18 protein-coding genes are annotated in these 17,943 nt (G+C 35.3%); 8 read left to right on the top strand and 10 right to left on the bottom strand.

The window, feature by feature from the left end:
- Positions 1–83 precede the first annotated feature (83 nt).
- The 3 genes from QUF91_RS13050 to QUF91_RS13040 all read left to right on the top strand — a co-directional run bounded on the left by QUF91_RS13050 (position 84) and on the right by QUF91_RS13040 (position 2,933).
- Positions 84–524, top strand: coding sequence for a hypothetical protein (locus QUF91_RS13050; RefSeq protein ID WP_289418045.1), 441 nt, complete (start codon positions 84–86; stop codon positions 522–524).
- A gap of 752 nt (positions 525–1,276) precedes the next feature.
- Positions 1,277–2,404, top strand: a complete 1,128-nt coding sequence (locus tag QUF91_RS13045; protein WP_289417678.1) for an IS4 family transposase — start codon at positions 1,277–1,279, stop codon at positions 2,402–2,404.
- Between the two features lie 91 nt (positions 2,405–2,495).
- Positions 2,496–2,933, top strand: coding sequence for a GNAT family N-acetyltransferase (locus tag QUF91_RS13040; RefSeq protein WP_289418044.1), 438 nt, complete (start codon positions 2,496–2,498; stop codon positions 2,931–2,933).
- Positions 2,934–3,074: 141 nt separating this feature from the next.
- Here QUF91_RS13040 and QUF91_RS13035 read toward each other — a convergent pair whose 3' ends face one another.
- The 6 genes from QUF91_RS13035 to QUF91_RS13010 all read right to left on the bottom strand — a co-directional run bounded on the left by QUF91_RS13035 (position 3,075) and on the right by QUF91_RS13010 (position 8,355).
- The gene (locus tag QUF91_RS13035; protein ID WP_289418043.1) at positions 3,075–4,325 is read right to left on the bottom strand and encodes a methyl-accepting chemotaxis protein; all 1,251 of its coding nucleotides are present in this window, start codon (positions 4,323–4,325) and stop codon (positions 3,075–3,077) included.
- Between the two features lie 143 nt (positions 4,326–4,468).
- Entirely contained in the window at positions 4,469–5,887 is a 1,419-nt protein-coding gene (gene aspA, locus QUF91_RS13030) for an aspartate ammonia-lyase (protein WP_285397723.1), read from the bottom strand.
- A gap of 297 nt (positions 5,888–6,184) precedes the next feature.
- Positions 6,185–6,760 carry a histidine phosphatase family protein gene (locus QUF91_RS13025; protein ID WP_289418042.1) on the bottom strand — a complete coding sequence of 192 codons (576 nt, stop codon included), beginning with the start codon at positions 6,758–6,760 and terminating at the stop codon, positions 6,185–6,187.
- 172 nt (positions 6,761–6,932) lie between these two features.
- Positions 6,933–7,562, bottom strand: a complete 630-nt coding sequence (locus tag QUF91_RS13020) for an NAD(P)-dependent oxidoreductase (protein WP_285397721.1) — start codon at positions 7,560–7,562, stop codon at positions 6,933–6,935.
- Positions 7,563–7,636: 74 nt separating this feature from the next.
- A complete protein-coding gene (locus QUF91_RS13015) occupies positions 7,637–8,047 on the bottom strand; it encodes an Rrf2 family transcriptional regulator (protein ID WP_285397720.1) in 411 nt (136 codons plus the stop codon).
- A 101-nt stretch (positions 8,048–8,148) separates the two neighbouring features.
- Positions 8,149–8,355, bottom strand: coding sequence for a thymidylate synthase (locus QUF91_RS13010; protein WP_285397719.1), 207 nt, complete (start codon positions 8,353–8,355; stop codon positions 8,149–8,151).
- Positions 8,356–8,717: 362 nt separating this feature from the next.
- On the opposite strand from QUF91_RS13010, the gene QUF91_RS13005 reads away from it, so the two are divergent.
- Both QUF91_RS13005 and QUF91_RS13000 read left to right on the top strand, forming a co-directional pair.
- Entirely contained in the window at positions 8,718–9,095 is a 378-nt protein-coding gene (locus QUF91_RS13005; RefSeq protein WP_289418041.1) for a hypothetical protein, read from the top strand.
- 17 nt (positions 9,096–9,112) lie between these two features.
- The gene (locus QUF91_RS13000) at positions 9,113–9,460 is read left to right on the top strand and encodes a hypothetical protein (RefSeq protein ID WP_289418040.1); all 348 of its coding nucleotides are present in this window, start codon (positions 9,113–9,115) and stop codon (positions 9,458–9,460) included.
- A gap of 86 nt (positions 9,461–9,546) precedes the next feature.
- Here QUF91_RS13000 and QUF91_RS12995 read toward each other — a convergent pair whose 3' ends face one another.
- Together QUF91_RS12995 and QUF91_RS12990 are read right to left on the bottom strand one after the other, a co-directional pair.
- Positions 9,547–10,524, bottom strand: coding sequence for a thymidylate synthase (locus QUF91_RS12995; protein WP_285399702.1), 978 nt, complete (start codon positions 10,522–10,524; stop codon positions 9,547–9,549).
- A 94-nt stretch (positions 10,525–10,618) separates the two neighbouring features.
- Positions 10,619–11,539, bottom strand: coding sequence for a hypothetical protein (locus QUF91_RS12990; RefSeq protein ID WP_285399703.1), 921 nt, complete (start codon positions 11,537–11,539; stop codon positions 10,619–10,621).
- Between the two features lie 208 nt (positions 11,540–11,747).
- On the opposite strand from QUF91_RS12990, the gene QUF91_RS12985 reads away from it, so the two are divergent.
- The 3 genes from QUF91_RS12985 to QUF91_RS12975 all read left to right on the top strand — a co-directional run bounded on the left by QUF91_RS12985 (position 11,748) and on the right by QUF91_RS12975 (position 15,090).
- A complete protein-coding gene (locus QUF91_RS12985; RefSeq protein WP_289418039.1) occupies positions 11,748–13,940 on the top strand; it encodes a sensor histidine kinase in 2,193 nt (730 codons plus the stop codon).
- Positions 13,933–14,559, top strand: a complete 627-nt coding sequence (locus QUF91_RS12980) for a response regulator transcription factor (RefSeq protein ID WP_285399706.1) — start codon at positions 13,933–13,935, stop codon at positions 14,557–14,559. Before QUF91_RS12985 ends, QUF91_RS12980 begins: the two co-directional genes overlap by 8 nt.
- Positions 14,560–14,889: 330 nt before the next feature.
- Entirely contained in the window at positions 14,890–15,090 is a 201-nt protein-coding gene (locus QUF91_RS12975; RefSeq protein ID WP_053592785.1) for a cold-shock protein, read from the top strand.
- Between the two features lie 93 nt (positions 15,091–15,183).
- Here the strand turns inward: QUF91_RS12975 and ccsB are convergent, their stop codons facing one another.
- On the bottom strand, positions 15,184–16,353 hold the full coding sequence (gene ccsB / locus QUF91_RS12970) for a c-type cytochrome biogenesis protein CcsB (protein ID WP_285399709.1): 1,170 nt from the start codon (positions 16,351–16,353) through the stop codon (positions 15,184–15,186).
- 539 nt (positions 16,354–16,892) lie between these two features.
- Positions 16,893–17,888, bottom strand: a complete 996-nt coding sequence (locus QUF91_RS12965; protein ID WP_289418038.1) for an Rpn family recombination-promoting nuclease/putative transposase — start codon at positions 17,886–17,888, stop codon at positions 16,893–16,895.
- Between the last annotated feature and the right edge of the window lie 55 nt (positions 17,889–17,943).

The following is a 17,943-nucleotide window of genomic DNA, read 5'->3' as shown; positions in this document are numbered from 1 at the left end:
TACGAGAAGTAAGTAAACGTACGCAGTTTTCAGTATTTCAATTCAATCGTGAAATAATGCTAAGAAAGGTTTGACTAAAAATTATGAAAACAAGAGACTATTTTTTAATTCCTGTTTTTTTGGTTGCTGTGTTAGCCATTATTATTAGTTTACTAATGGGCGTTCAATATGTAGCTAGTCTTGTTCTAGATTTTAAATTCACAAGCATATATAGCTCGATTTTTTTATCAATTGGAATCATCATTGGTTTTATTCTTTTAATACCAATAAGCATTGTATTAGAATCATTTGCCCTCCATATAGGTATGAAAAATAAGGGAATCTATTTTTTGATTCAAATTATTCAATTTACCTTGTTTCTCTTTTATATGGATTTAATGGTATCTAATTTTTCACTTGTACAATTTAGTGATATTGCTAATAAATTCATCTACTTCACTATTACCTATGGATTCGTTTATATATTTGCAAAAATAGGTGATTTGATAAAAAAATCTGATGAAGCGATTCAACAAGTGCAATAAAAGGTGCAATTTTGTATCTTTCAACTCCCGAAACAGGAATGAACAACATATCCATCAAAATAGGACTTGTGCGTATGATTTAACTCATGTGCACAAGTCCTTTGAATTGCCAAATAAATATTGCATATAAAGGACTAAATAATACGATAAATGTTAATATTTACACCCCCTCCTTAAAGCCTTTTTGATTCAACCTAGATTATTCACCAACCAACACAAAATCCCAGTGAGAAGCTGACTTGTTGGCTTTTCACTGGGATTCTCCATTTCACTTAAAAGATGAAAAAAGAATCCATTTCTGTTAAGGTTATTGCGACTAAACAAACATCAAAGAAAGGATTCTTATGATCGCAAATTCCCTTACATTTTAATCGTTCTATCAAATTATCTAATGATGGAGGTGCGTTTTCTTCGGATACCGCTCATCTTGTCTTTCATGAATTTGACGAAAAAATCGGCTTCTCTCAAATCATTGACAATCATCTACAGTAAAAAGATGAATACACGTATTGCATTCACCAAAAACGAGACATCTATAAAAAACTCATGAAAATCCACAAAACTTATATGACTATGAATAATTCAGGTTAATTTAACACTAAATGAAGAAGGATTATTTTTTTGTTTATAGAAATATATTTATACACGCGTGTTGATTATCTAATTTCTTCCAATAAAAATTATACAAAAAGAGAGATTCTCATGTAAAATGTTAGTTACTACACAAACAATTACGAAATGAGGAATCTCTCTTGAACAAGAATAACACGATTTTTACACTCATTCAAACCTTTCTTTCAGAGGAAGAATGGCAATCAATCTTAAGCGAATTCGGTTATGTAGAAACAGCACGAAAATGTACAGTTCCCACGCTCATTTCGTATTTAATTGGTGCTGCCACGAACGAGTGGAAAAGTTTACGCCACGCAGCGGATGTGGGTCCAAGTAACGGTCTTGTTTCGGTGAATCATTCATCGCTTTCTAAACATTTAAAGGCACTTGATTATGGCATCATCAAACGAATTTTTGAAGTGATTGTCGGGAAGCTCAACCGTGCAGCTCGTCGTAAATTGAAATTGCCGAAAAGATTATTAGCCGTTGATTCAACTACCATTACAGTAGGCAAAACAAGATTACCTTGGGCTGTCTATCACGGCGAACGTTCAGGAATCAAATTACATGTTAGTTTTACTAATGAAACTGCGATGCCCTTAAAAGTCGTAGAAACAACCGGTTTAAAACATGATGGTCCCATTGGCGAATTCCTTGAAGATAAAAGGTTTATCCTCGTTTGTGACCGTGCCTACTTTTCTATTGATAAAGTCGATCGCTACCTGAAAGAATATCAACATTTTGTGTTACGTTTAAAAGACAATGTGCAATTAAATCGCAAAAAATCGCTCCAAGGTAGTCGTACCAACGATTCCAATGTGACAGCTGATTTTACTTGTACGCTTGGGACGCCACAAAAACAAACGAAAAAACGCCATCGTGTCGTTCAATTCATAGATCATGAAGATAAAGAAATACGTGTCGTGACAAGTTTAATGGATATCACCGCTGAAGAAATTGCCAACATGTATAAGTCACGTTGGGCGATTGAAAATTTTTTCCGTTGGATTAAACAAAACTTGAACGTACCTGTTCTATTCGGAACAACAAAAAATGCTGTATTCAATCAGCTATTCGTAGCCCTTATTGCCTATGTTTGTTTGAAATTTCTTCATACACAAGGGAATAAGAAAAATAATATCAAACCCTTATCATTCGTAGGTTTTACACGGATGTTTCTTTGTGCTGCCCTGCCAATAGAATGGCGAATCAGGGTGAAAGAAATCCTGGTGTTTCATTGGAACATAAATCATTCAACTACTGTATAATTTTGGTTAATCAACACGTGTGATATTTATATGAAAAATATTTTAAATGGTAATATATATAGAAATGATTTAGTTATATTGGAGGGAGAATATGCTGGATATTAGAAAAATTGAACCAGAATTGACTTACAATATTAGGCAGGCTGTTCTACGACCATTACAACCAGTTGAGGATTCAATGTATGATACAGATCATACAGAAAATGCATTTCATGTTGGGGCATTTTATCAAGCAAGACTAATAAGTGTTGCAACCTTTGTTATTGACAAGAATCCAAATTTTTCTCTAAAAAAACAATATCGCTTAAGACAAATGGCAACTCTCGAAGAGTTTCGAAATTTAAGTGCTGGAAGCTCAATTGTAAAATTTGCTGAAAATATTATAAAGGAACATAATTCTGATTTAATATGGTGTAAAGCTAGAGTCTCAGCAGTGGAATATTATAAAAAATTGGGTTTTAAAGCATATGGTGAAGTTTTTGATTATCCTCCTATTGGTCTTCATATTATAATGTATAAAGAACTTTAATAAACTAAACATAAATAAGGATTGACAATATCTCTTTTGCTCTAGAAAATTGTCAATCCTCATTTTTAATTACAATTAAGGCTATTTTGCAGATAATCTATCCCTGCAAAATAGCCTTTTTTATATTTCATTCATCACACATTATTGTCCATTAAATCGCTGTGTAAGTTTTTGTAAATTTTCAGCTTGTTCACATAAGTCATTTGATACCACCGTATTGACCGCTTGCATGGAGGCACTTTGCTCATCTACTGATTGCAGAACGACTTCTGTATAGTTAGACAAACTTTCCATTCCATTGGCGATCGTTGATACTAATTTTGTCACTTCATTCGCGCTACCTGAAAGCTCTTCAGCTGTGGCAGAAATATCCTCTAGCTGGTTTGTCATTTTGCTAACATGCTGAGAGATCGTACCAAATGATTTTGTAGCCTCATCAATGACGTAGACACCCTGTTGAACGTTTTTCAAATCCTCTTCGACAGAAGTTGCTACTTGTTTTGTATCGCTTTCAATGCCCACTACTAGCTCGACAATTTGGGTAGCCGAATGCTTGGATTGCTCTGCCAATTTCCGAACTTCCTCCGCTACCACTGCAAAGCCTTTACCATGTTCTCCAGCACGAGCTGCTTCAATCGCTGCATTCAATGCAAGCAAATTCGTTTGATCTGTAATAGCGGTAATCATGTCTGTCATGGATTTAATATCCGTCATTTTGCTAGATAATTGTTGCATCAATTCGCTTGTTTTTTCAGTAGAAGTTGAAATAAATTCCATTTGATTTTTAGCTACGTGTAAAATTTCCGCTCCGTTACCCGCAATTTCATTTGCTTCTTTTGCATGATCAAATACGTCTTGCGTTGCCACGGTAATGCGTTCAATGCCGTCAGCTGTTTCCTGCATAGAAATGGCACTTTCGTTAGCAGACTGTGCAGCTTGCTTAAGACCTTCTGTCGTTTTCCCTACTTGTGAGTCAACCTCATCAATGGCAATCGTAATTTCATTTGTACTTGCTGATAGCTCCTCGATGCTCGATGATAGGTCTGTAGAACTACTCGCAATTTTTTGAGTCATCGTATGTATTTGTTCATCCATCTCTAGAAACGCTTTAGCTAACTTTGAAATTTCATCATTGGAATTCACTTCAATAGGAGCAGTATGTAAATTCCCCTCAGCTATCGCTTGAGCAGATGCTGCTAATTCATTAATCGGCTTAATAATTTTATATTTTACATAGAATATATAGGATATTGTTATAGTAATCCCTAGCATCGTTAAAACAGTAGATAGCCATTCTAATGATCTAATATTTGTTAGATCTATAACTAAAATAACAATCATTAGAACATTTAAAATAGTAAAGCCAATGACACTTCTTTTTCGTAAACTCATACTAATCTCCTCCAACTATAATATTATTCCAACGTACTTATTATAGTCGAATTATCCTAAAATTAACAGAAAAAAAGTCCAACTTTTGTAAGGTGAAAGACATATAAAAAGCACTTTGCTCTCACAAAGTGCTTTTATAAACATTATTTTAATTTCATAATACTTGATCCTGCAATACCTGGATGTGTCATCTCATATGGATCTAGAATTAAATCTAATTGCTCTTTTGTTAATACACCCTGTTCAAGGCAAAGCTCACGAATAGAACGACCAGTTAGGATTGCTTCACGCGCAAGTCGTGCAGCTACTTCATAACCAATATGTGGGTTTACTGCTGTTAGTACGCCAACGCTTTTTTCCACATATTCTTTCATGCGATCTTCGTTTGCTTCAATATCCTTTAAGCAATTTTGCGTAAATGCTCGGAAAACATTATTCATAATACTAATCGATTGAATTAAGTTGAAAACAAGTACAGGCTCCATTACGTTTAACTCTAATTGTCCTGCTTCAGATGCTAATGAAATTGTATGATCATTACCAATTACTTGGAAAGCAACTTGGTTAAGAACCTCTGGCATAACAGGATTTACTTTCCCTGGCATAATAGACGAACCAGGTTGACGAGCTGGTAAAATGATTTCCCCTAAGCCAGCACGTGGACCTGAAGCCATTAAACGAAGGTCATTGGCAATCTTCGACATGTTAATCATACAGATTTTTAATGCGCCTGATACTTCTGTATAAGCATCTGTATTTTGTGTTGCATCCACTAGATGGGAAGCGCCTTTAAGTGGCAAACCTGAAATTTCAGCAAGATGAACATCTACTGATTGAATATAATCAGGGAATGCATTTAATCCTGTACCAACAGCAGTTGCCCCCATATTCACATCATATAAATTTGGGCGAGTTTGACGAATGCGAACAATATCACGGCTGATAACACGAGAGTATGCTTCAAATTCTTGTCCTAATCGAATCGGCACAGCATCTTGTAAATGCGTACGACCCATTTTAATAACATGCGCAAATTGCTCCGCTTTTTGGTGGAACACCGCTTGCATATTTTCCATTGTAAGAAGTAATTCATCTATCAAATTCAACACAGCAATATGAATAGCTGTTGGGAAAGCATCGTTTGTAGATTGTGACATATTAACATGGCTGTTTGGGCTAATTGTATGGTAGTCCCCTTTTTCCTTACCTAAAATCTCTAAGGCACGGTTAGCAATGACTTCGTTGGCATTCATATTAATAGATGTGCCAGCACCGCCTTGGATTGGGTCTACGATAAATTCTGCATCCCACTTGCCATCAATAACTTCTTGTGAAGCTTCGACAATTGCATCTCCGATTTCTTTTGAAAGTAAGTGTACCTCCATATTACCAAATGCAGCTGCTTTTTTTACAATACCCATTGCTTTAATAAGAGCAGAGTGAATCGTGTAACCTGTAATTGGGAAATTTTCAGTTGCACGAAGCGTTTGAATTCCGTAATAAGCATTGCCTGGTAATACACGTTCACCTAAAAAGTCTTTTTCAATACGTTGTGTGGACATAATTGTCGTCTCCTTTGATGTTTTACTCACACTTGATAGTAGCTAATAAATGCCGTGTTGTAAACAGTCATTTATCTGTAAAATGAAAAATTCATAAACTAAGCGCTACTATTAACATTAATATACAGTAAAAATCGCTTTCAAAAGAAGAATTGATGAATAGATAAGGAATTTCCTCGAAAATTCAAAAAAATATCGGCAATTAATTCGAACAGCTAAAGTAAAGATAACAAGAGAGTTGCACCAAATTTAGTCAACTATCTTGAAAATTGTGCCAAAACGCTTAATTAATACAACTTATCTCATCATAGACAAATGACTAGTTTGATTATAGTATTGAATCGTCCATTTATCTTTTTCAAATTTAATTTCAGATAAGCAGGCGTTTCCTAACTTTGTTTTACCTGAACCAATTTCATTATTTGAAATAGCTGCTAAAATAGCATTTATCACTCCTCCATGTGATACTAAAATAATTCTTTTATCTTTCTCACTTTGATAAATAAAATGTAGTGCTTCCATTACACGCTTCGTTAAGCTATCTCTTGGTTCTTGATTAGGGTAATTTCTGTTAGGAAATTTAGATGTACGTTCCACAACTGTCAATCCTTCTGCATCACCATAATTTCTCTCAATAAAATGATTCATTTCTAAAATCGGTACTGACATTTTTTCTGAAATGATTTCAGCTGTTTGTTTTGCACGAAGTAATGGACTTGTAATAATCAAATCATAATTTGTTGTCGACAAATGATTAGCACATTCATTTGCTTGATCAACTCCTGCTTGATTTAAAGGAATGTTCGTACGCCCTTGTAATCTCCCTTCCTTATTCCAATCTGTTTCTCCATGTCGAACTAAACATATCTCCATTGTTTATTCTCCCCCTTGTTTCCCATTTTTAAAAATAGTATATAACATCCTCAAAATTTATAGGTATTAAAGGAAAAAGACAGAATCAACATAAATGCGTCATTCTGTCTTTAACATAAATTATTATAATGAAATAATTAATAATACACTTACTTTATACTCGATTTCTTAATTATTTATTAGAAGTCACTGTAAATCGGCTGTTTACATGCTTAGGTTTTTCAATTTCATCTAATACCGCAATGGCGTAATCTGCATAGCTGACATAGCTTTCTCCAGCATCGTTCACTAATAATTGATCTTCTCCAGCCGTATAGCTACCTGTACGTGGACCCTCTGGATCAAAGAAAGCAGATGGACTTAAAAATGTCCAAGTAATAGTGGATTGTTGCAAGTCATGTAAATTTTCACCTTGGTTTTTAGCTGTCGCGTAAAACATTTCTGGGAAATCTGGTGTATCCATTACGCGTATCGTTTTCTCTGGATCGACAAACAGACTACCAGCACCACCGACAACAACTAATTTTGTATCAATGCCGGTGAAAATATCAATTACATGACGGCCAGCTTTCGCATGTAATTCCTCTTGACCAAAAGGAGCGCCAAACGCATTTACGACTACGTCAAAGCCTTTCACATCTTCTTGAGATAATGCAAAAACATCCTTTTCAAGAACATGAATATTTGTTGTTACTTTCGAAGCTGAACGGACAATCGCAGTTACATCATGTCCTCGCTGTAGTGCCTCCTCTACAATTTTTTGCCCTGCTTTCCCTGTTGCGCCAATTACTGCAATTTTCATACTCATAATTCCTCCCATTTTTCAGTTGTAACCGATTTAGTTACAGGTTAGATACAAAAGACCGACTTCGTCATTTAACGAAGTTGATCTAACACATTCTGTAAAGTTTGTGCTTGAAGCTGTTCTTCCATTGCATGCCAGACAGATGTATAAACATCTTCCAAAGTACATTGGATTTTTCGACCAACCGTACAATCTGGATTTGGCTCATCATGAATCGCAAATAGCTGCTGTGGCCCATTAATCGCATGGTAAATGGCTAATAGCGTTAAATCTTTTGGCTCTACTAATAGGTCATAGCCTGCAATACCTGATTGAGATGAAAGCAAACCCGCTTTTTTCAATACCCCGATCATTCGGCGCACGACAACTGGATTTGTATTAACACTCCCTGCGATATAATCAGATGTCAGCTGGCTTTTATCAGATGTTGTTGCAATGAGCGAAAGTATATGGATCGCTACCGAAAATCGACTGTTCACCATATGTATCACCACCTGTTGTAACTATTATAGTTACAGATTGAAATATAAGCAAATGAATTGCTCTATTTATCCCTGCCGTTTTGAGAAGTACTATACGATGATTATACTTTCTTCAAATAAATGACTAATTCTTGTCGTATTTCTCCATCTTCCTCATAAAAGTCTAAATTATGAAATTCATACTTAAAATGGCCAACTGGGAACGTCACACTTTCCCCCTGTGCCGCTGCTAATATGCCTGCCACATCATGTGACACCATTTGTAAAAGCTCTGTACCTGAAAACGCTTCGATAAATATCACGTTCATCATAAAACACCTCCTAAGCTATTATAGCTTAGAAGGCGCTTACATTTATAGTCTTTCTTTATAAGGTTGAAGGCGAATTTCCTCAATGACCTGCATCATTATATGTATTTGCTCCTGTGTTAATTTTGTAGAGATGTGGGGTAGCTCAGATTCCACTTTTATTTGAGGAGTATTCGTAAGCAATTTCGTCCTTAAATGCCGCTCACGCTCTCTTCCGTCTATTAGAAAAACCAATGATCTCCTCACATCATTCACCTCTACTGTTCGTTAAAATTTCCAGATTAAAACTTATATCGGAAGAAATTTCAAAAATTAAAACATCCTTTATATAAAGTGCTAGAAAATTTGGCTCTTTATAAAATATGGATCTCTATTTTGGCTGCTTTGGCGGTTCTATCTGGCATTTTGACGGTTCTATCCGTCGGTTTGGCGGTTTTTCCGTCGTTTTGGCGGTTTTATCCACGTTTTTGACGGTTCTATCCACGTTTCTGGCGGTTCTATCCACGTTTTTGATGATTCTATCCGTCGCTTCGGCCCTTTTATCCATCGCTATGAATTCTATCCGTCACTTTGGTCCTTTTATCCGTCGCTTTGGCGGTTCTATCCACGTTTTTGGCGGTTCTATCCGTCGTTCTAACTTTTCTTTCCGTCGTTTCGATTCTTCTTTCCGTCGCTTTGGCCCTTTTATCCGTCACTCTGTATTCTATCCGTCGTTCTGGCTTTTTTATCCGTCGCTCTGATTCTTCTTTCCGTCGCTTTGGCCCTTTTATCCGTCGATCTGTATTCTATCCGTCGCTCTAGCTTTTCTTTCCGTCGTTTCGATTCTTCTTTTCGTCGCTTCGGCCCTTTTATCCATCGCTATGAATTCTATCCGTCACTTTGGTCCTTTTATCCGTCGCTCTGGCTCTTTTATCCGTCACTCTGTATTCTTTCCGTCGCTTTGGCTCTTTTATCCGTCGCTCTGATTCTTTCCATCGCTTTGGCCCTTTTATCCATCGCTATGAATTCTATCCGTCGCTCCGGCCTTTTTATCCATCGCCCTGTATTCTATCCATCGCCCTGGCTCTTCCTTCCGTCACTTTGCCCCTTTTATCCATCGCTCTAACTCTTCTTCCCATCACTCTAGCTCTTTAATCCATCACTTCGGCCTACATAAAAAAAACAGCAACCAAAATCGGTTGCTGTTTTAGTTTACACGGCAATTGGTGCTTTAATTGCTGGATGTGGATCATAGCCCTCGATAGAAAGATCTTCGAGTTCTATGTCAAAAATTGACGTTTTATCCGGATTAATTTTTAAGGTTGGTAGGTCCCTAAGCTCGCGTGATAGCTGTTCTTTCACTTGCTCCACGTGATTTGAATATATATGAGCATCCCCAATGCTATGAATAAATTCGCCAACTTCTAATCCGCATTCATGTGCAATTAAATGTGTCAGTAATGCATATGAAGCAATATTAAATGGACAGCCTAACAATGTATCAAGGCTTCTTTGCATTAGCTGACAGCTCAACTTGCCATTTGCGACATAAAATTGGAACATTACATGACACGGAGGTAATGCAGCTTTACTGCCCTTTGCGCCAGCATTGATAACATCTTCAGGATTCCATGCATTGACGATGATACGTCGTGAATCTGGATTGTGCTTAATTTGATGGATCACATCTTGTAATTGGTCAATATTTTCCCCTGTCGATGTTGTCCAATTACGCCACTGCTTACCGTAAACATTCCCAAGCTCCCCGTATTGACGTGCAAATTCATCATCTGTTAAAATTCGCTCACAAAATGATGCTAACTCTTTTTGATAGACAGCATTAAAAGACTCGTCCACTAAGCAACGGCGACCAAAATCTGTCATATCAGGACCAGTATACTGATCAGATTCAACCCATTTTTTAAAAGCCCATTCATCCCAAATATGATTGTTGTTTTGCAGTAGATAACGAATATTTGTATCCCCTTTAATAAACCAAAGTAGCTCACTTGCTACAAGCTTGAATGGTACACGTTTGGTCGTTAAAAGAGGAAAACCTTTGCTCAAATCAAATCGCATTTGATAGCCAAATACACTATATGTACCTGTTCCTGTACGATCTTCTCTTTTAACTCCATTATCTAATATATGTTGTAGTAAGTTTAAGTACGCGATTTCTGGATGCGTCATGTCATTCAACAGCTCCTTCAAGTATGCTGTTGACCATTATAACATCTAATAACTACATTTGGTCGTCAAAAAATAAAAAACAATCATTCCATATTTACATGCCTGTGCCAAAGGAATTGTATTCTAGCTCCTTTGAAATTTCGCTTTCAGTCGTGACGAAAAACATTGGCAACAAAATAATATTAACTATAATGGGGCCAACAATAAGTAATATGTCAATGCCTGGGTTAAAATAGAGACTAAACGCAGTCAGTAACCCTGACATAACTAAAAAAACAATTTGCATAACAATAATCATTAACGGAATGATTTGATACATATAGTTAAGTTTTCGGAACTGATGCATCGTTTCTGGATCTTCAATAATTCTCTTTTTAAAACGCCTTGATAAAATTATACAGGCAATAAGCTGTGCGATCATAAAGTTAAAATAAATTACACTTTTCAGCACCATTTGACCTTTCATAACTGTACCATTAAAATGTCCTACCCGTTGCTGTAATAGTTCGTTGACCGCTCCCTCAAAAACATATTCCTGATCACTAAAATAATTGAGTGGTTCCTCAAAGCCGAGAGTTGCCCAATCCTTTGCATTGACTTTCCAGTTGGTTAATTTGCTAGCCAAAATCCGTAATTGAATGGGCTCATTTTTATCAAACATTCCTACTAAAATATTATATGGAATTGCTACTTTCATCTGCCCATCTTGTTGTTCATGAATTAAATCATTAATAAAAAAAGTATATATAACATCTGACTGTTGGGCTTCATAATGAGCATTTCCGACCTTCCAATGCCTAGCTAAAGAAGATTCAATGTTATTCTTCATTTCATAATACGGCGTATTATTATGTAAATGCTTTGGAATCTTATAGATAAAATGATTGTCACCCCCGGTAATGCAAATATCTACTTTCACCACATCATTTTCAAAGTTTTTAGCGATTGTTGCCATTGGGTACGACATGATAGCGATTAGAAAAAAAAGGATCAGTGTTAATCCACTCTTTTTCATGCAACGCTCCCCCTTTTCGTCACATATGCTAGATTTACATTATCACATCCTTCTCCGAAAAAACTATTTCGTTATTCCGAAAAAGTAATAGTGGTTTTCCGAAACACCATATTTCGGTATTCCAAAATTACCAAAAATTATGGATAATATAAGCATACTTAATGATGAAATGGGGCATTATGATCATGCAAATAAATGAGCGAAAACTATGAGTAAATGGACATATAGTATTTTTATAACATACCTACTTCTCGGTATTTATGTACTTGTCGTGGCAATACGAGTACCTTTTATTAGTATTTCAGTGGACACAACTAGCGGCCAACCTGTTATTGTTGACTTCTATTATCCTCACTGGGCACAGCAACAAAATATTGAAAAAGGTGATATTTTACTGGAACTCGATGGCAAACCAGCACAAGATAATAGGTCAATCCAACGCCATTCTCTCGCTAGAAGTGCGAATGAGCTAACAATTACTAAGCCAAATGGCGAAATTCATAATATTACAGTTCAGCATAAAGATATTCCCGAAGAATTATACTTGCAAATTATCTTTCCACTGTTTTATTTCATATTATCTTTTGTCGTTGCCATCTATTTATGGCAAAGGAAGAAAGATAATCAACTCACAAAATTATTAATATTATTTTTATTAACATGTTCATTGGCCTATATAAGTACGGGAGCCTCAAGTAGAGGGAATCCAATTGGAATGTTTGTAATTAATAATTGTATGGTTTTATGCTTAGTACTTTTTATTCACTTTTTACAATGTTATTTCTGTTATCTTCATATAAAATGGCCATATATAAATACCAAATGGCTGTATTTATTACTATTATTTAGACCTTGCTGTTATTTCATTGAAAAATTTAATTTTGACATTAGAAATATATCCATTTTAATTACTCTAGGTCTGTTTGCTTTACTTGTACTTTATGCCGTCTATATTTTACTAACAAGTTATTTACGAACAAAATTGGCTAAGATCCGTCTTATCGCTATTGCGTTTATCACGCCTTTCTTACCGTTTTTACTTTTTTTCGTCGTCCCTGAAATTCTGGGTCACACTACTATATTAAATGCAGATTTAGCTGCATTATTTTTATTGTTTATTCCTTTTTCTTTTATCTTCATTCAACTGAATGAACGATTATTCGATATTGAATATCAATTATCTCGTTTACGTTATTATTCAACACTAGCCTTTTTCAGCACTTTAATATTAACTTCAGGCATTATTATAGTGTTTTTAGACCAATTGTCGATTGTTAAAATGACGAGTGTCTTTATCCTTGTTTTCCTTAGTTTTATTGCTTGTTTCTATATTAAGGAGCAGCTTGATTATAAGTATCGAAAAGTTATCTTTTCATCTAGTGGCAATTATGTACATAATTTATATGCTGCCGTTAACCGCATGAGTAAAGCAAAAAATCAGCAGGAATTACTTAATTTGTTTAAATATGAAATAATAGAAAAGCTGGGTACTGCATCTTTTACCATTACAACAATATCCGAAGGTGTACCAATCAGCCCAGGTGAAGTTAGCATAGAGACTGAAATGACTAATCTACTATTACACGATACGGGTGAAGAAAAAATTATTTTGATAATTAGACATGCTCTACACAAAGAAGAGCTTCTTTGGTTGGAGTTACTTGCACTCTATGTTTCCATGTTTATAGTTAATTTAAAACTCATTGAAGATTTAGTGTGTGAAATACAGCATATGAAGGATAACAACGATACACAGCTTCCTTGGCTCGATAAATTGTTATGGACTATCACTGAAAAAGAAAAGAGTATTTTAGCACAGGAATTACATGACACCGTATTGCAAGAGCAGCTTCATATAGCGAGAGAGTTAGATGTCCTAGCTGGCTCAACGATGATAAAAAAAGAAAAGGTATTAGATATCCGGGAGCAATTACTAAATGCAACGAAAGATTTACGTGAATATTGCGAGAATCTAAGTCCCCCTTTGCTTGATACATTTGGGTTACAAATGGCCTTAAAAAAACTGATACAAAAAGTGAAAATACGGGCAGATTTTATGTTAACTACTCAAATAGAACGTGTTCAATTCCATGATGCAACCTTACATTTAGTCGTTTATCGCTTAGTACAAGAACTTTTAAATAATGCAATAAAGCATGCTGAGGCAACCGAGGTTTCACTAAGACTACAAGCGATCCCTCGTGGTTTTATCCTCCAATACGACGATAATGGTATTGGCTGTAATATTGAAGATTTAATGCAATCTTCAACTTCAATGGGCATTAACGGTATCCGAGAACGTGTCCGTGCTTTTAATGGAAATATCGCCCTAACCTCCAGTCAAAATGAAGGAATGCATATATTTATTCAAATACAAGAGGAGGTGGAATCATATGATTGATATTCTTATTGTAGATGACCATCCTGTCGTTTTAGATGGTACAAAAACATTATTACAGGATTTAACAAACGTTCGTATAGATACAGAGCAGGATAGTGCTTCTGTACTGTCGAGAATGGATGCTCAAAATTTCCAATTATTTTTGATCGATATTAATATGAAACCAATCAATGGCATCCAGCTTTCAGAAATGATTAAAAAAAAGCAACCAGAAGCACTTATTTTACTCTATACAGGATACGAGCTTTCCGATTATTACGAACTATTGGTTGAGAAAAAAATCGACGGACTACTATCCAAGCTAGCTACAAAGGAGCAAGTTATTCAAACTATTCAAGCTGCACTAAGAGGTGAAATCTTACTTTCAGCAGATTTTTTAGACTTTGTACAACAACGTACCAATCTATCAAATACCCAGCAAGACATTTTACTTAGTGATAAAGAACAAGAGATTTTACAGCTAGTATCACAAGGATGCACAAATAAAGCAATCGCTTCCGCTATTGGGGTTACTCAACGCACCGTCGAAAATTATTTATCCAAACTTTTTGTCAAACTTAATGTAGAATCTCGTGCAGAGGCAGTCATTGTCGCTAAAGAGAAAGCATGGATTAATTAACTGATTGTAGTATTGGGCTACTCGACTCCCGCAGGAAAGCGAGTAACTTGTAGCAGAAATCAGCGTCTTCTAATCCCAATGGATAAAATAGTTAATCAACACGCCTGTAAATTATAGTAAAAAACAATCCAATGTAAATTTTTCTTACTAAAAACGGAATATACTGGATAAATGTCTCGAACTGTTATATAATTAAAACAATAATAATTACATTACTTCGTCTTAACCATTAAAATCACGTATTCAAAAGTAATACGGCTTTTGAATACGTGATTTTTTGCGAGCGATTGAAGGAATATGATTGTTGAATTTTTTTGGGAGGTTGTTCACATGACACAAGGTACAGTAAAATGGTTTAACGCAGAAAAAGGTTTTGGCTTTATCGAGGTAGAAGGTGGAAATGATGTATTTGTACATTTCTCTGCTATTCAATCAGATGGCTTTAAAACTTTAGAAGAAGGCCAAAAAGTGGAATTCGGCGTTGAAGAAGGTAACCGCGGACCACAAGCAACTAATGTTGTAAAGCTTTAATTTCGGCTTTAGAATAAACAGTGCAAAATTCAAGAGACATCCAAATTGCGGATGTCTCTTTTTGATTTGTTAATTATATTCAGTCATAGCCCCTTACGCGTAAGAATGTAAACCAGCAATTACTAAATTCACAAATACCTGATTAAAAACGATAATGCCAAATCCAACAATCGCTAACCAAGCTGTCCTCTCGCCTTCCCAGCCTTTAGATAGTCGTAAATGAAGGAAAGCAGCATAAAATAAAAATGTAATAAGTGCCCATACTTCCTTAGGATCCCAGCCCCAAAATCTACTCCACGCAATCTGCGCCCAAATCATGGCAAATAAAAGTCCTCCTAAGGCGAACAGCGGAAAGCCTATGACAACAGCTCGATATGAAATTTCATCCATTAATGCTGGTTGTACACGGTTTGTTAATGGCTTTAATAAAACAATTAACGGTCTTCTCGCAATGAGTAAAATCACAGCATATAAAACCGTTCCACCTATAAATGCCCATACGATAGAATTCAATTTCTTCGCATCTATCTTATTTGTAATCTGTAAAACGCCAACCTGTTCCCCACTAGATGTTACTGCGTCTTTCGTGACAATGAGCGGCTTCATCGTATAAACTGCTGTTTCTTCCTGACCTTGTACATTTTCAAACTGAACCTCGAGTTTATCTCCTGAAAAGTTAAAATAAGTAGCCACTCCGATAAAGCCAATTACGACAATTAGACAATACATCACAAATTCCAAGGCAAATGTACGAATCGAAAATTTAGAAACATCTAATGTTCTTAATAAATAAATAATACCTGTTGCGAACGATATCGATAATATGGCACTTGAAAATGCAACTGTCATAACGTGGATCGTTAACCAATGACTTTGCAGCGATGGCACAAGTGGTGAAACTTCTTTTGTAAAAACACTTCCATAACCGAGAATAATTAATGACACAGGAATGGTGAACAAGCCTACCACTATTTGTTTATATAAAAAATGAATAATCAAATAGCTACCAGTAAGCATGATGCCAAAAAACGTCATAAACTCGTACATATTACTTACAGGTGCATGATCAACCGCAATCCACCTTAAAATGAAATAAACTAGCTGTAAAATAAAAGCAATATACGTAAGTGTAAGCCCTACTTTTCCAAACATTTTTCCTTTTGATTTCACGGCAAGCCCAATCGGTATGATGGCGATTAGTAGTAATATAAATGCTACAAACAATGAATTACTACTCAAGTTTAATAATTCTTCTTTACTCAATGTAAAATCCTCCAATGTATTATTTGGGAAACTAAATATTTGTTTCCAATAAAAATAACGTCATTCATTTACAAGAAGTGCCATCATTTCCCTTAAAACACTTTTATTTTTTTGAATTGTTACAATTTTATGTCACGGAAAGTACTTACAGTAAACTCTAAAAGACGTCCTCATATCAAAAAAAAACCATCTATATAAAAATAGATGGCGAATTACAAAAGTTGGCATGACTCTACCTACATCTTATTAAAAATTGAAATAAAAGGACTCTTCACCAAAACATGATTACGATACGTGAGATTTCGCTTTTTTTCTATAGTAAAATGTAAAATTATTGAATTAACAGAAAATCAACCACGAGTTATGGTGAAGAGCCAAAATTTTAATTTTTATACATATAATGTGTGACATTATATAAGAATGCACTATTTTAAATAGTTTCAGCGTAAAAACTTGACTTTTAATAAAATCAAGCATCAGGTAGCTATCTTTATTGTGAAAAGTGAATAGACAAAATATTTAGTCATGCTTTATATGTGTTAATCTTGAGGTAAATCTAGATCCTTTATTCTTTCAATTTCTTCTCTCGATAAGCCTACTAAATCCATTATTTCTTCAACGGTTACATGTCGTTTCATCAATTTTTTCACTAACTCTATTTGCTCTTGTTTACGCCCTTGTTCTAGTCCTTGCTCTAGTCCTTCTTTCATTCCCTCTGCTTTCCCTTGCTCTCTTCCCTTGTTTATTCCATCAATATAACGGGCTTCTTCATCTAGGATATACTTTAAGCGAGATTGATAAGCAAGAATTGTTTCAGGGGATTGACTGATTTCTTCCCATGTATCAAATGCTGCACGTAAGTTTTCATCCTTCATCGCTAACTCCTCCAATTCACGATATATCTCTGCATATACTTTCTTATTACGACCATCGACCATACCAAGTAATAACAACCATCGAATTAATAGGTCCTCAAGAGCATTCAACTTTCCTTCATACCAAAGCGAAATAAACTTGTTTATCTCTATAAAGTGAATTTCCATCACATCTTCTTCTGGCATTAGTCTTGATAATGTTGTGTCTTCATATAGATGAAAAGTATTGTGATAATTTTTGTTGTCTTTAAACATTGTGAAATTGCAAATATTGATCGTGATTGTTGGGCGTAACTCACTATAGCCCATCCCTCTAACTAGTTGCGACTCATACATTTTTGCCCAATAATATAGCGTTCTCTTTGTCATATCATGCTGATTAGATAGTTGAATTTCCACATTGATGAAGTCACCATTTTGTGTTTTCACAAGAATATCTAGTCGGGATTGTTTATCGTCTTGATATTCACCGCCCAATTCATGTTTAAGGAATGTTACTTCTTTAATAGTGTCTCGTCCTGTAAGTTTAAGTACCGCATTCAAAAAAACAACTGTAATTTTTTTATTCTTTTCATTTCCGAACATTTGCTTGAAGGCAAAATCAACCTTCAAGTCAAAAAGCTTTTCTAACGGAATTCTTCGTATTGCTTTTCGATTCATCAGGCATCACCTCTTTTTTATTACTATCATTATAGCATGGGCTTACTATTAGACC

The organism is Lysinibacillus sp. G4S2 (assembly GCF_030348505.1).
Lineage (GTDB): Bacteria > Bacillota > Bacilli > Bacillales_A > Planococcaceae > Lysinibacillus.
This window is presented reverse-complemented; position numbering and strand designations above follow the sequence as displayed.

What these genes read in the sequence shown, in the direction of transcription:
- QUF91_RS13050 (WP_289418045.1), top strand. Translation starts at nt 84, where the DNA reads ATGAAAACAAGAGACTATTTTTTAATTCCTGTTTTTTTGGTTGCTGTG.
- QUF91_RS13010 (WP_285397719.1), bottom strand. Translation starts at nt 8,355, where the DNA reads ATGAACGTGATATTTATCGAAGCGTTTTCAGGTACAGAGCTTTTACAA.
- QUF91_RS12965 (WP_289418038.1), bottom strand. Translation starts at nt 17,888, where the DNA reads ATGAATCGAAAAGCAATACGAAGAATTCCGTTAGAAAAGCTTTTTGAC.
- QUF91_RS13035 (WP_289418043.1), bottom strand. Translation starts at nt 4,325, where the DNA reads ATGAGTTTACGAAAAAGAAGTGTCATTGGCTTTACTATTTTAAATGTT.
- QUF91_RS13040 (WP_289418044.1), top strand. Translation starts at nt 2,496, where the DNA reads ATGCTGGATATTAGAAAAATTGAACCAGAATTGACTTACAATATTAGG.
- QUF91_RS13005 (WP_289418041.1), top strand. Translation starts at nt 8,718, where the DNA reads ATGGATCTCTATTTTGGCTGCTTTGGCGGTTCTATCTGGCATTTTGAC.
- QUF91_RS13025 (WP_289418042.1), bottom strand. Translation starts at nt 6,760, where the DNA reads ATGGAGATATGTTTAGTTCGACATGGAGAAACAGATTGGAATAAGGAA.
- QUF91_RS12990 (WP_285399703.1), bottom strand. Translation starts at nt 11,539, where the DNA reads ATGAAAAAGAGTGGATTAACACTGATCCTTTTTTTTCTAATCGCTATC.
- aspA (WP_285397723.1), bottom strand. Translation starts at nt 5,887, where the DNA reads ATGTCCACACAACGTATTGAAAAAGACTTTTTAGGTGAACGTGTATTA.
- QUF91_RS13020 (WP_285397721.1), bottom strand. Translation starts at nt 7,562, where the DNA reads ATGAAAATTGCAGTAATTGGCGCAACAGGGAAAGCAGGGCAAAAAATT.
- QUF91_RS12980 (WP_285399706.1), top strand. Translation starts at nt 13,933, where the DNA reads ATGATTGATATTCTTATTGTAGATGACCATCCTGTCGTTTTAGATGGT.
- QUF91_RS13015 (WP_285397720.1), bottom strand. Translation starts at nt 8,047, where the DNA reads ATGGTGAACAGTCGATTTTCGGTAGCGATCCATATACTTTCGCTCATT.
- QUF91_RS12995 (WP_285399702.1), bottom strand. Translation starts at nt 10,524, where the DNA reads ATGACGCATCCAGAAATCGCGTACTTAAACTTACTACAACATATATTA.
- QUF91_RS12975 (WP_053592785.1), top strand. Translation starts at nt 14,890, where the DNA reads ATGACACAAGGTACAGTAAAATGGTTTAACGCAGAAAAAGGTTTTGGC.
- QUF91_RS12985 (WP_289418039.1), top strand. Translation starts at nt 11,748, where the DNA reads ATGAGTAAATGGACATATAGTATTTTTATAACATACCTACTTCTCGGT.